Genomic DNA, 14,062 nt, shown 5'->3' with positions numbered 1-14,062 from the left:
AGCGAGACTGCGCTGCTATGGTTGCGTTCCCGCCGGCTAGACGAGCCTGTGGACCGAGCGTGCGCTCGGTCCAGGGAGCGGTAAGGGCTTGGCCGAATGTGCCGTACGTCGGGACGTAGCGGCACACATACGGCGAGCGGATCAGAACCGGACGGTCGCGCCCACGGACAGGTTACGGCCCAGGGAGTCATACCGCTGCGGGATCGTGTTCGTGCGGGCGAGCGCGACGTTGTACGAGTCCGGCACGATCGGCGCGCTGCGATCGAGCAGATTGTTCGCGATTAGCCGCAGCGAGAATGCCTTGTTGACCGCGAAGTTGAGCGCCAGATCGAAGTAGTTCTGCGGCGCGACCCGGAAATAGCCCGTCCGCGCGCGCTCCGGCGTGCCGCCGATTGCGGGATCGCCCGAATTGTCGGCGTTGGTCAGCGACCCGACATAGCGCCAGTTGGCCGAGGCGCTGAACACCTTGCTCATCGTGGTGTAGGTTGCACGCAGGCCATGCGACCACTTCGGGATCAACTGGCCGCAACCATTGCCATAATAGCCCGCACAATTGCGCGACGGCTGCACCGGCGAATCCTGGCCACCGGCAAAGGTCGTCAGCGAGCCGTTGAAATTCCAGTCGATCTTGCCGAGCTTGTCGAGGTTGAGCGTGTATTGCGTCTGGAAATCATAGCCGCGCGCGATCGACGTGTAGAAGTTGGTCGTGCCCTGACGAATGAAGCCCGTCGTCGGGTTGCTGGCCGCCGACGAATACAACGTACCCGTGCCAGGGTTGCGCACGATCCCCTGGCAGAAGAACGCATCGCCGTTCGAACGCTGGCAGCCATCGGTGTAATAGCTGAAATCGTTGTACCCGAGCGAGTTGTTGATCTTGATCCGGTAGCGATCGACCGAGAAGAACAGCCCCGGCACGAAGCGCGGCTTGATGATCAGGCCGTAAGTCTGGGTGTAGGCGGTCTCGGGATCGGCGGTGAACCCGCCCGAGCGCACGGTGCACCCGGTTGCGCCGGTAGAGGCGTCGCCCGGGCAGAGCAGCGTCGGGCTGCCGTACAGAGCGTCCGACAGGCCCGTCGCGCGGCAGACATCGCGCGATGCGACCGGCGACCCGTACGTCACGCCGCCATTGGGGTTGCTAGTGACGGTCGGCGCGCAGAAATCGTTGAACGTGCCCGATCCGCCGCGCGCGAACTCGACATTGGTCGCCTGGCGGATTTCCACCACCGTCGGTGCGCGCTGTGCCTTGTTGAACGAGGCGCGGAACGTCAGGTCGCGGATCGGGGCGTAGATGCCCTCGACCTTCCAGGTGTTGAAGGTGCTGGGGTTGCTGCTGTATTTCGACAGGCGGTAGCCGCCGTTTACCTGCAGTTGCTCGACGAACGGCTTGTGCTGAACGAGCGGTGCCTGGACCTCGATATTGCCTTCCCAGACATCCTGGCTGAGGAAGTTGTCGGTTCCGCCAAGGCCGGCGCGATACACGCTGTCCGCCCGCGATTTGAGCGTATCCTTGCGATATTCCGCACCCAGTGCGACCGCCAGACCCTGCTCCGCGAACGGCGATGTGATGCCGTACTTCCCGAGGTCGCCGGTCACGTTGGCCTGGACGTCGTACAGCGTGCCGACGGTGACCGCAGTGCCCTGATTATAGAGATAGTCGATCAGCGCCGGATCGCTGTTGCCCGCGCTGAAGGCGTCGAAGGGAACGCACGCCGCGTCGGCCGTCGCAGCGCAGGTCGGTGCAGCGCGGGTCCCGCCGACGTTGATCGCATTCTGCAACCGCGTCGGATCGACGAAGCTTGGCGAATAATCCTGATGGTTGCGCGCGTAGACGCCGCCGACGTCATACGTCCACGCATCGCCGACCTTGCCGCGCACGCCGCCGGTGAGGCGGACGCCGGTGTTGAGATAGGCGTCGGGCTGGTCGTTGCCTTCGCCCAGACGGTAGCGAAGATCGATTGGTGCGGTAGTCGCGGTTCCGGCGGCAGCACCGCAGATCGCGGTGGCCTGGCTCGCGGACAGGAACGGATTGTTGCAATTCACCTGGACGTTGCCCCCGGCGATCGCCGGGTAATTGTTGTACGACTTGTCGCGGAACCAGATGCCCGATGCGTAGAGTTCGGCGTTGGGCGAGATGTCGAGGCTGGCGAAACCACCGGCGTTCACGCGCTCGGAGGGGCGCTGATAAGCGTAGTTGCTGAAATAGTTCGACGCGTTCCCGGCACCCGGTCCGAACGGAACGAAGGTCCGCGAGCCGTTGGGGTTGTTCACATATTGCGCGTTGGCGTTCGCGCCGCTGAGCGGCGTGACCAGGCCGCTGGTCGAGCTGCTCGGCGTCAGCCCGCACGACAAGGGTGCGTTGAGGCCGGTCTGCGTCAGATAGCAGCCCGAGTTCGAGCGATCCGACAGCAGGATCGCGTCGGTGTGCTTGTAATTGACGAACCCGTTGAGCCGCAGCGCGCCGTCGAAGAACTTCTTGCCCGCGGTGAGCGTCACGTCGGCGCGGCCACCGTCATTGCTCAGCCCGCGCTTGCTGCCGAAACCGGCGCCATTCGCCAGCGACGACACGACCGTGTCCTTGTTGTTGTGGTTGTAGAAATTGTAGTTGCCGTCGAGCTGGATCCCTTCGAAATCCTTCTTCAGGACGAAGTTGACGACACCCGCGACCGCATCGGAACCATAGACCGACGAGGCACCGCCCGTCAGGACGTCGACCCGCTCGAGCAGCGACGGCGGGATGATCCCGACGTCCTGGCCGTTTTGCGTGCCGATGCGCTTGCCGTCGATCAGCACCAGCGTGCGTTCGAACCCGAGACTGCGCAGTTTGATCCGCTGGCGGCCATCCGAATCGTTATAGGTCTGCTGGCTATCCGGCGCGACCTGCGGGAGCCGGTTGAGCACGTCCTCGACGTTGATCGCGGCCTGCGCCTTGATGTCCTGCGCGGTCACCGACGTGATCGGGGCGGCGGAGGTCGTGTTCGGGCGCTGGATCCGCGACCCCGTCACGACGATCGATGCATCCGCTTGCGGATCGGGTTCTGCTGCGACGGTCGCCGTGGCGGCGTCGGCCTCGGTCTTGGCCTGTTCGGGTGTTTCCTGCGCAGCGGCGGGTGCCGCATTCAACAGGAAAACGGCAGCCAATACAGCTTGCGACGCAACGTTCCGTACAATCATAGCAACCTCATCCAGATGGCGTGCGCTCACGCTCAGCAACATACCGGGCTGGTACCAGCAATATTGCGAACTGGAAATACCAAAACATTACCAAAATGTTGTAATGTAGGAACGGGCGTACGATGCTCAAGGCGGCATGCCCTGGAGGCACGTTTACACACTACGACCGCAAGATGCGCCGTGCGGATTTTGCGAAGCGCACCTCCACGGCAGTAACGCCTGCTTTGCAGTGTTTTCGGCCACCGAGTTGAGATGCGTCGGACTGCGACGGCAGCGGGACGGGCATTCCATCGTCGGGTTCGCGGAAACCGGGAAGGGAGACGTTGACTGTACCGCGTTGGTTCTCTAAAGGTATGCCTAGAGCCAAACTGCCGGGGCGACCATTTCAGCTTTGGGCCATTCTTTAGTTTGCCCGGGCACCAAGCCTGACGCCGATTTGAGTGAAGCGTCAGAGCGACGGCGGTGGCTTCGTCGCGAACGAGCGCCTGCCTTGGACCGTCAGATCTGTTCGCTGGCGTGCGGAATGGAAAGATATTTCGGATCGAAGTCGCCCTGCCGCTTCAGGCCGGCCCAGTCATCGATCGAGACAGACCTCCGGTCGACGACCGCCAGTCCGATGTCGCGAATTTCCCGGACCATGCGATTCACGTGAACGGCGGTCAGCCCGAGGAAGTCCCCCAACTGGGATTGCGTCAGACCCAGGTTGAATTTCAGCCGGGGTTGATGGTCCGATACGCTCAACCGGTACGCCATCTCGCACAGCAGATGGGCAATTTTCTGACGGGCGGATAACCCGGCGACCCGGACGACGTGCTGGGCGATCAACAGCGTGTCTGAAACACAATCGCGCCAGAAGGCCTGGGATATTGCCGCATGGAGATGGGCGAGGGCGAGCAAGTCCGCTTTGGAAACCAGTTCGACCGTGACGTCGGTCATCGCCTCGAGCCCGAACGACACGTCCTTCAGAACGGTGGTGCACAGGTCCGCCATGTCGCCCGGAAGGTGCATGGCAACGAAATTCCGGCGTCCGTCCCTCGCCTGGTGATAGCGACCGACCACCCCTGCAGAGATGATCGCAGCATAGTCGGACTGTTCGCCGTATCGGCGCAGATCCCGGCCTGCGGGGATGACCGCTTCGCGCGTGTGGAGCCCCAGCAACGCAAGCTGTTCACCTTCCGTCAAATCGGAACGAACCAGTAATCGGTCGATAAAAGTGCGCAAGCCGCCCTCCCTTTGCCATCGTGCGGGAGGGTCCTCTACCCGGTGTTTGCGCGAAATAGAACCGACCGGTGCGGGCGGAACCTGGCATCACCCCGTTTGCGCGCACCTTTTGCTAGGCCGCCTTTGGCTGGGGTTCGAGCATGCGTGAGATGAAGGGGAGAGTTTCGGCAAGCGGGACGGGGCGGCTGTAAAAATACCCCTGCGCGCTGTCGCATTTTTCGGCGATCAGGATGTTCAACTGGTCAAGCGTCTCGACCCCTTCCGCGATCGACATGATCCCGAGGCTGCCGCACAATCCCGTCACCGCGCGAACGATGGCAAGGCTGTCATTGTTGGTGCCGAGGTCGCGAACGAACGATTGGTCGATCTTGACGCGGTCGAACGGGAAATTGCGGATGTGGCTCAGCGACGAGTAGCCGGTGCCGAAATCATCGAGCGAGATAAGCACGCCTTGTTCCTTTAATCGCTGCAATTGCTCGATCACACTGGCCGTGTCCTCGAGCATGGCACCTTCGGTGATCTCGAGCTCGAGCCGCTTTGGATCAAGACCGCTTTCGGACAGGGCTTGCGAAACGATTGCGGGCAGGGTGCCCGACTTGAACTGGAGCGGGGACAGGTTCACCGCGATCTTGATGCTTTTCGGCCAAAGCGCAGCGTCGCGGCACGATTGTTTCAGGACGAGTTCGCCGACGGCGCCGATAAGGCCGATTTCCTCGCACACCCCGATAAAGTCGCCCGGCGGAACGACCCCGCGTTCGGGATGATACCAGCGCGCGAGGGCTTCGAAGCCGATGACCGTATGCGTCGTGATGTCGACCTGCGGCTGGTAATGGACTTCGAATTGGTTGGACGACAACGCCTGGCGCAATTCGATCTCAAGTTGGCGTCGCCGGGTCGCAAAGACGTGCATGTCAGGCGTGTAGAAGCGATAGCTTCCGCGCCCTCCGCGCTTCGCACGGTAGAGCGCTAGGTCGGCGTCACGCAGCAACGTATCGGGATCGATCGTGTCGACCTCGACCAGCGCGATGCCGATGCTCGCGCCGATCTGGATATGATTGCCGGCGATCTCGAATGGCTGCGTCAGCGTGTCGATGATCCGCTGGCACAGCTGCTCGACCATGTCATCCGACGTCACGTGCTGCACGAGGATCGAGAATTCGTCACCCCCCAACCGCGCGACGACATCATGCGGCCGCACGAGTTTGACGAGCCGCTCGGCCACCGCGACCAGCAAGGCATCGCCAACGGGATGGCCAAGCGTGTCGTTGACCAGCTTGAACCGATCGAGGTCCAGGCCCAGCATCGCGCACCGATCGCCGCGGCGCGCGTTACGCACCATCTCGGCCAGCCGTTCATGCAAAAGCGTTCGGTTGGGCAAGTTGGTCAAGGCATCGTGTCGCGCAAGATGCGCAATCTGCGCAGATGCGTTACGCGCTTCGGTCACATCGGCAACCGTGTCGAGAAAGCCGCCATCGGCCAGTCGCGTGCGTTCGATCGTGATGGTCCGGCCATCCGGCAGGCGTTGTTCGATCTTGGCACCGCCAACCGATGTAACATCACGATATTCGTTGATCAGCCGACAATGCTCGACAGCCGTTCCGACCAACAGGCAGGGGCTGCGGCCCAGCACTTGATCCACCGTGTTGCCCGGCGGTGCGTCGTCGAGGCAGTAAATGTCGAGAAACCGCTGATTGGTCAGCACCAGCCGCCCAAAGACGTCGAACAGTGCAAGGCCCTGGTTCATGTTGTCCAGTGCAGCCTTGAAGCGCAGGTTCTGCAACGCGCTTTCCGACAGGGCCGCTTCCAGTTCCGTCGCCATCAACCGGTTGGCGTGATCGGTGCGCCGGCGATCGACATCGGTCTCGGTGTAGGTTTCGGACATCAGGGCCAACAGGCGATCGACGTCGATGCTTCCGTCCGGCATGCGGGCGCGGCGGGCCTGTCTCAGCGCGATCGGGTGCAGCCGGGGCGGTTCGATCGGGGGCCCGATTGTGGATACGTTCGAGGTGGGGGGGCTCATACGCGTTCGCCGATCAACGTGATCGTCATCGTCTGGTTATGAAGGCACGGGACGCCGGTGACGTTCTGGGGTGCGATCTCGCCATAAGAGTAGAAGCCCGCCAGAGCGATATCCGGATGCAGCGCTGCCGCAACCGCTGCAATCTCCTCCTCCGTACGCTGTCCCATGAGCAACCGGCGGCCGACACAGCTGATCGCCAGGCAGGCGGAGGGGGCGACGCCCCAAGTCGAGGCCTGGTGGAGCGCATGCTGCGCCGCGGTCGATGCCCCGTCGACCAGGTCGTCGAAGATGCCGCGCATCAGCCGTGCTTTCCATCCCTGGGGCATGTCTCCTGCAAAGGTCAGCGTGCCCCGGTCGCGGTCGATCGCGAGCAACGTCCGAACGACGCGGTCGTCGGGCTTTGCGGGATCCCAGATCTCGAGCGGATACAACAGTCCGGACGCCGGCAGGTCCGCCGCTTCGTCCCCCAGATAGCGCTCGTAGAGCGCGAGCGCCGGTTCATGATCGAGGCGGCACAATTCCGCGCCGTTCGCATCGCTGATCGTGCGCACCGGTCCGAACGGCTGCCATTCACCCGCGCTGCCATGGGCAAGGCGGACATGTTCCCCGTAAAAACCGATGGCAGCCACCGCGTTGGACAGACAGTCCCCGCCCGCCAGAATTCGCGTGTCGCCAAAGCGTGCGCCATCGCCCGCAAGCCCGCCGCTCAGCAAAACGGCGTCACCGGTCCCGCTCCGAATGCCGGCGACCAGCGCACTGCCGTTGACGTTCAACCCGTTGGACAACACGAATATCGCGGACAGGCTATCGTCTGCCAGATCCATGCCGATGGCAGCGCCCGCTGCAAACGAGCCGTCCGCCGAAGGCAGCGGCTGGACCGCGAGGGCGAGTTTGGTTCGTTCGAACCCCATGCCGAGCAAGACGACGGCATCATCGTCCAGACCGTCGCCATCGACCATCGTTCCCGAACTGCAGCCGATCACGATTGCGTCGCCGCAGCTGGACATCAGCCGGTCTGTCAGACCCCCGTCGGCCAGACGATCGGTCGGGCCGAAGACGACAACCAGATCGGGGATTGCCGGGAACGTCTCGGCGGGATCTTCTCCGTTAATACGCTTCGACCACATGACTCACGACCCCCAGAACGCGGTAGCCTCCGTCGTATCGGGATATTCGTTACGGCCGCTTTATTTGGCGATTACGGGCAAACCCCTAGTCCGAGCGTTTGTCGGGATAGCGCTGCGGGCATGGCAGGTGGTTGGCGGTACGACGGTTGCGATCAGACGCGCCGTTGTGATGACGCTACCGACACGCGGAAACATTTGGTCTTTCGCGTGGAGAAAAGCCAGCTAGGCTGAGGGGATAACAAAGTTCCGGGAGGGATGGCATGGCGATCAACCGTCGCGAGTTCGCGACCAGAACAGCAGCAACCGCGCTGTTAGCGCTACCCGCGGCTGGTCAGGCTGCCGCTGTGAAGGCCCCTTGGCATCAACGCATCAAGCGCGTTCTCCACATCAACTTCAATGAACTCGATCCGCTCGACATGGATGTGGAAGCCTATGCCGACCTGTTGGCGGCTGCGCAGGCACAAGTCACTTTCCTGAGCGTGACAGGTTCGGTGTCCTTCTATCCCTCTGCGGTCCCGGATTTCTACCCGGCGGCGGGCCTCGATGGCCGCGATCTTTTCGGTGAATGCGTCAGTGCGCTGCGCAAGCGCAACATCCGGGTTGTGGGGCGGTTCAGCCCCGACATCGTTCAGCTGAGGGCCGCGCAAAAGCACCCGGACTGGTTTCGGCGCGAACGCGACGGCACGATTGCCCGGCACGGCGCAGGCGGCGGCGTGCTGCCGCCCACTTACGGCGAGACATGCCAGTTCACGGCGTATTACGACCAGCAGATTCCCGCGATCATGCGCGAACTGGTCACGCGATACGACGTCGATGGACTCTATACGAACGGCTGGCCGAACACAGAGGTTCGCAAATGCTGGTGTGCTGCCTGTCAGAAAGTCGCGGACGCCGACAGCACGGCCTATGTCGGTGCCTATCAGGCCCGCGCGATCAAGCTGTGGAACCTATACACCGGCATCGCCAAGACCGGCCGGAGCGACCGCTTCTACACCGGCAATATCACCGGTGGCCTGCGCGGCGGGGAACTCGATCTGACCTCGCTTACCAAGAACGCGGAAGTCCTGCTGTGCGATAACCAGAACCGCGGGGCCAACCTTCCGGTGTGGGATTCGGCACAGCAGGCGCGCATTGCCCGCGATGTCATGGGCCAGCGTACCGTCCTGAACCTGACCGGGGGATGGGCGCGCGGGAACAACATCTGGTGGCGCAACGCGACCCAGAACCCTGCGGAGCTCCAGACCCGCATGGCGCAAACTGCAGCCGCTGGCGGGGCGATCCACTATCATTGGCTTGGCGCGCATCAGGGATTCAAGGAGGATCGCCGCTGGCAGGCGATCGGTCGCGAATACCTCGCCTGGCAGGCAAGAAACGACGCGCATTTCCATACAGTGCGATCTTTGCACAAGGTGGCGATGATCGTCTCCCCGCTGACGAACCGGGTCTATCCCAAACCCGATGGCAGCGAGGCAACGGATTCGGTTCAGGGACTGTATTCGATTCTGCTGGAAGCACGCATTCCGTTTGACGTTCTGACGGCCGAAAACCTGACGCGCGACAAGCTGGTGCAATACAGTGCCGTCCTCCTGCCCAACGTTGCGATCCTCACGGACGCGCAACTGGGGATGATCAGCGCCTTCGTCGAGAACGGGGGCTCGCTAATGTCGAGCTTCGAGACGGGGCTTTACGATACGAAAGGGATCATGCGACCCGATTTCGCGCTCGGCCCCTTGCTGGGGATGCGCCGGGTGGGCGACCGGGCCTCTTCCCATGAGCCGCTGCCGGGCAACACGGTGCCATATCCGCCGACCTTTGCCAGCTACCACCGGATCGAAGCGACCCACGCGATCCTCAAGGGTTTCGACGATACGAACTGGCTTGCGGGTCCGAACTGGACGATCCCGATCGAAGCGGGTGGGGACCCCATTCTGACGCTGATCGATCCGTGGCCGATCTACCCGACGGAGCAGACCTACAGTCGCGCAGACCGGACCAGCAAGCCCGCCATTGTCCTGCGCGAACGGGGTAAATCGCGTTTGGCGCACTTTGCGGGCGACGTAGAGGGCAGTTTCTGGCGCACCGGTGACAATGATCTTGCCACGCTTGTCGCAAATACGGTGCGGTGGATCATGCGGGACGACATCGGGCCGGTAGTGGATGGCGATGGGTTGATCGAGGTTTTCGCGTGGCAAACCGAACCGGGCTACGCAGTTCACCTGCTGAATTACACGAACCCCAATGCGCTCGCGTACACGGTGCGCAAACATTACCCCCTGGGGCCGCAGACTGTCCGCATGACCTTACCCATCGATACGAGGATCCAGCGGGCTCGTCTGCTGCGGGCAGATACCGAATTGGTCTTCAAACAGGACGGACGTCAGCTCAGCTTCACGGTCCCGGGGCTGATGGAATATGAGGTCGCAGCGTTCGAAATCTGATGCACTCAGATCTCAAACGCGGCGGGGTTTTGCCACAAAGCCGGAAAGCCGGTTCACCTCGAATACGCAATCGTCAGCCGCCTTTGCGGCCGCTGCATCACTGCGTCCGAACGCCTCGGGAGTCCCCGATTTCCAGCCAGTAGCCGTCGGGATCCTGCACGTAGATTTGCCGGACGCCGTCGAAACGGTTCTGCATCGTGCGCGCCGTACCAGCGAGGTCAGTCCAAACAAGCTTGTGACGGTCCAGCCATGCCGTGACCGTCGCGAGGTCGTTGACGTGGAGCGCGAGGTGTTCGTTCCGGTTCGACGGCTTGGGAGTGACGCGTCCGTCGAGGATGTGCAACGCCATCCCGTTGCCGAGGTCGAGCCACCGGCGGTTCTTCAGGGGTGTGGAAATGATCCGCAGTCCGAACGCTTCGTGATAAAAGGCCGCACTGCGATCGATGTCCGTCGCCTGGATTGCAACGTGCTCGGCCTGCGCGGGCGCTGCGACCTCGGTCTGTTGGGCGGCGGCGAGGGTGAGCAGAACTGGGTATAGGATCATGGATGACTCGCTCCGCGACAGGGGATGCGCACGCTAGCCTATTCGCGGTCAATCGCCAGCGTTGCGATCGCAGATTGGTTGCGCTGCGCCGACACGACCGCCCGAGCTTGCGAGGGCACCTGCGGTATTCTACGCCGTTCCGTCCCACCTGAAGGAACGCTTGGTGTCGCTGAAACTGCTGATTGCCGCCTTACTGTCCACCACGCTCGGCGCGACCGTAGCCACGGCGCAGGCACTGCCCCCGCCGGTCGCACAGCCAGGGGAGGGCGCAGACGACACCCGCCTCAAAAGGCTTTTCTACGACAGCGACGAGGCGAGCCTGAAACGCAATCCGATCACGGCGATCTTTCGCGGCGACCTGCGCTACGCGGATCGGCTCGGCGACTATCTGACCGATGCGTATTTGGCGGGCGAACGCGCCGCGATCGAGGGCAATCTCGCAGCGCTCAAGACGATCGATCGGAACCGGCTGACCCCGATCGACCAGATCGCCTATGACGTGTTCAAGACCAGCAACGAGACCGATCTCGCCGGATACGCGCCCGGGATCCTCAAGGTCCAGCGCGTCCTGCCGATCGACCATTTCAACGGGTTCCAGACATTCTACCCGGACTTCGCCTCGGGCAAGGGCGCCGCACCGTTCAAGACGCTCGCGGATTACGAGAACAACCTCAAGCGCAACGCGCAATATGCCGCGGTGCTCGACCGCGCGATCGGATTGTTTCGTCAGGGCATGGCGGACCGTATCGTCCATCCGAAGCTGATCGTCACCAACATGATCCAGGAGTTCGACAATCTCATCGCCGAAGGCGTCGAGGGGTCTACCTTCTACGCCCCGGTAAAGAGCTTTCCCGCGACGATTCCCGCCGCCGTGCAGACGCGCCTGAAGGCCTCCTATGCGGCGCAGATCCGCGACGTCATCACACCCGCGCATCAGCGGATGCGCGACTTCCTTACGAAGACGTATCTGCCGGTCGCGCGCGACACGGTGGGGCTGTCCGCGCTGCCCGGCGGCGACGCCTATTACGCGTATCTGATCCGGCAGAATACGACGCTGTCGATGACTGCGGAGCAGGTGCACCAGCTCGGGCTGTCGGAGGTTGCGCGGATCCTGAAGGGGATGGAGGCGCAGAAACAGGCGGTCGGCTTCACCGGCGATCTGCCCGCCTTCTTCACCTTTCTGCGCACCGACAAACAGTTCCAGCCGCGTTCGGTCGACCAGCTTCGCGACGGTTACAAGGCGATCGAAAAGCGCATCTACCAGCGCATTCCCGAGCAATTCTCGCTGACGCCAAAGACCGCGCTCGACATCCGCCCGGTCCCCGCGTTCAAGGAAAAGACGGAGGCGGGGGGCTCCTACAACGGCGGCACGCCCGACGGGTCGCGGCCGGGCGTGTTCTATTACAACAGCTACGACCTGCCCTCGCGCTACATGTGGGAGATGGAGACGCTGTTCCTCCACGAAGGCGTGCCGGGGCATCATTTCCAGATCAGCCTTGCGCAGGAAAACACCGCGCTGCCCGCCTTCATGCGGTTCGGCGGGAACACCGCTTATGTCGAGGGCTGGGCGCTCTATGCCGAGACCCTGTGGAAAGAACTCGGGGTGGAGAGCGATCCGTATCAGCGGATGGGTGGCCTGAACGACGAGATGCTGCGCGCGATGCGGCTGGTGGTCGACAGCGGCCTCCATGCCAAGGGTTGGACGCGCGATCAGGCGATCGATTACATGCTCGCCAATTCGCCGATGTCGCGCACCGATGCGACCGCCGAGGTCGAACGCTATATCGCAATTCCAGGGCAGGCGCTCGCCTACAAGATTGGTCAGCTGACGATCTCGCGGACCAAGGCGAAAGCGCAAGCGGCGCTGGGTGCGAAGTTCGACCCGCGCGATTTTCATGCGCAGGTGCTCGATACGGGATCGTTGCCGATGCCGGTCCTCGAACGCAAGATCGACGCTTGGATTGCCATTGGCGGGGGCCCCGCGAAATGATGCTGCGCCTGATCCCTTTGCTCGCTGTGGCAAGCCTGGTCGCGACACCGATCGCGGCACAGGACAAGAAGGAAACCTCGACCGTCGAGAAGAAGGTCGACGACGAGGTCAAGCTGCCGCCGCTGCCCGCCGACAAGACGGTGCGTCAGTCGGCGATGATCGGTGGTCGCCGCATCGCGTACGACGCTACCGTCGGCAAGATCTCCGTGCGGGACGACAAGGGCAAGGAAATTGGTCAGGTCGTCTACACCTCCTATGTCGCGGCCGGTTCGGGGAAGGGGGGTGCCGCACCCAATCGTCCGGTGACGTTCGCGTTTAACGGTGGTCCCGGCGCGTCGTCGGTGTTCCTGAACCTTGGCGCGGTAGGCCCCAAGCGGGTCCAGTTCGGCGCCCAGGGCAACGCACCGTCCGATGCGCCGATCACGACCGACAATCCCAACAGCTGGCTCGATTTCACCGACCTGGTGTTCATCGATCCCGTCGGTACGGGGTTCAGCCGCAGTCTGGTCGACGAAGAGAAGACCAAGAAGGCGTTCTACGCCAATGACCCCGACATTAAATATCTGTCCAAGGTGATCTACGACTGGCTCGTTACGGCGGGCCGGTTGCGGTCGCCGAAGTACGTGATGGGCGAAAGCTACGGCGGCTACCGCGCGCCGCGCATCGCCTACGAACTCCAGTCTCAGATCGGGGTTGGGGTCAACGGGATCGTGATGGTCTCGCCGTATCTCGACCCCGCGTCGGGCGACGGCGCGACGGCGCTGTCGCCGTTGCCGTGGATGATCGCCTTACCGTCGATGGCCGCCGCGCATCTCGAGCAACAGAAGCAATTGACGCCTGCGGCGATGGCCGACGTCGAAGCGTACACCCGCGGAGCATTCGCAACGGACCTGCTGCGCGGGCGGACCGATCCGCAGGCGGTGTCGCGGCTTGTGGCCAATGTCAGCCGGTTGACGGGGCTCGATCCGGGGCTGGTCCAGAAATTGGGCGGGCGGGTCGACTCCGCGACGTTCCTCCGCGAAATCCACCGTGCAGACGGGACCATCGGCAGCATCTACGATTCCAACGTGACCGCGTTCGATCCGTTTCCCTGGTCTGCCGCACGCCAGTCGAGCGATCCGATCCTTGACGCGCTGATCGCGCCGACGACCAGCGCGATGGTCGATTTCATGACGCGCGAAGTGGGGTGGAAGACCGACGCCCGGTATCATGCGCTGTCGTACGAGGTGAATGCGGCATGGGACCGTGGCAAGCCGGACGACACGCCGGTCACCGACCTGCGCAAGGCGATCGCCAACGATCCCAGAATGGCCGTGATGATCGTGCACGGCTGGGACGATTTGTCCTGTCCGTTCTTTGCCTCGCGGCTGATCGTCGACCAACTGCCGAGTTTCGGTGCGGTGGAACGGGTAAAGCTCACCGTCTATCCCGGCGGCCACATGTTCTATAGCCGCGAAGACAGCGGCGCAGCCTTCAAACGCGATGCCCGCGCGATCTATGGAGGCGGTGCCTTGCCAGCCAATTAGGCAATGGCACCGTCGCCCGGTTGCG

Annotated in this window: 8 protein-coding genes; 3 read left to right on the top strand and 5 right to left on the bottom strand. The window is 62.9% G+C overall.

The window, feature by feature from the left end; all coding sequences use genetic code 11:
* Window positions 1-141: 141 nt before the first annotated feature.
* From AC3WJR_RS08260 to AC3WJR_RS08245, 4 genes are all read right to left on the bottom strand, one after another.
* Window positions 142-3,138 carry a TonB-dependent receptor domain-containing protein gene (locus AC3WJR_RS08260; protein ID WP_492723843.1) on the bottom strand — a complete coding sequence of 999 codons (2,997 nt, stop codon included), beginning with the start codon at window positions 3,136-3,138 and terminating at the stop codon, window positions 142-144.
* Window positions 3,139-3,669: 531 nt separating this feature from the next.
* Window positions 3,670-4,392, bottom strand: coding sequence for a Crp/Fnr family transcriptional regulator (locus tag AC3WJR_RS08255; protein ID WP_492723841.1), 723 nt, complete (start codon window positions 4,390-4,392; stop codon window positions 3,670-3,672).
* A 112-nt stretch (window positions 4,393-4,504) separates the two neighbouring features.
* Entirely contained in the window at window positions 4,505-6,316 is a 1,812-nt protein-coding gene (locus tag AC3WJR_RS08250; RefSeq protein ID WP_492723839.1) for a putative bifunctional diguanylate cyclase/phosphodiesterase, read from the bottom strand.
* A gap of 92 nt (window positions 6,317-6,408) precedes the next feature.
* A complete protein-coding gene (locus tag AC3WJR_RS08245) occupies window positions 6,409-7,539 on the bottom strand; it encodes an FIST signal transduction protein (protein WP_492723837.1) in 1,131 nt (376 codons plus the stop codon).
* A gap of 260 nt (window positions 7,540-7,799) precedes the next feature.
* Here AC3WJR_RS08245 and AC3WJR_RS08240 point away from each other — a divergent pair, with 260 nt between their 5' ends.
* Window positions 7,800-9,977 carry a beta-galactosidase trimerization domain-containing protein gene (locus AC3WJR_RS08240; RefSeq protein ID WP_492723834.1) on the top strand — a complete coding sequence of 726 codons (2,178 nt, stop codon included), beginning with the start codon at window positions 7,800-7,802 and terminating at the stop codon, window positions 9,975-9,977.
* Between the two features lie 97 nt (window positions 9,978-10,074).
* Here AC3WJR_RS08240 and AC3WJR_RS08235 read toward each other — a convergent pair whose 3' ends face one another.
* On the bottom strand, window positions 10,075-10,521 hold the full coding sequence (locus tag AC3WJR_RS08235; RefSeq protein ID WP_492723832.1) for a VOC family protein: 447 nt from the start codon (window positions 10,519-10,521) through the stop codon (window positions 10,075-10,077).
* Window positions 10,522-10,684: 163 nt separating this feature from the next.
* Here AC3WJR_RS08235 and AC3WJR_RS08230 point away from each other — a divergent pair, with 163 nt between their 5' ends.
* Both AC3WJR_RS08230 and AC3WJR_RS08225 read left to right on the top strand, forming a co-directional pair.
* Window positions 10,685-12,511, top strand: a complete 1,827-nt coding sequence (locus AC3WJR_RS08230) for a DUF885 domain-containing protein (protein ID WP_492723830.1) — start codon at window positions 10,685-10,687, stop codon at window positions 12,509-12,511.
* A complete protein-coding gene (locus AC3WJR_RS08225) occupies window positions 12,508-14,037 on the top strand; it encodes a S10 family peptidase (RefSeq protein WP_492723828.1) in 1,530 nt (509 codons plus the stop codon). The genes AC3WJR_RS08230 and AC3WJR_RS08225 overlap by 4 nt, the downstream gene beginning before the upstream one ends.
* The last annotated feature ends 25 nt before the right edge of the window (window positions 14,038-14,062 follow it).

It is taken from the genome of Sphingomonas sp. FW306-05-A (assembly GCF_058782275.1).
The sequence above is the reverse complement of the archived record's forward strand: the minus strand, read 5'-3'. Positions and strand labels throughout refer to the sequence as shown.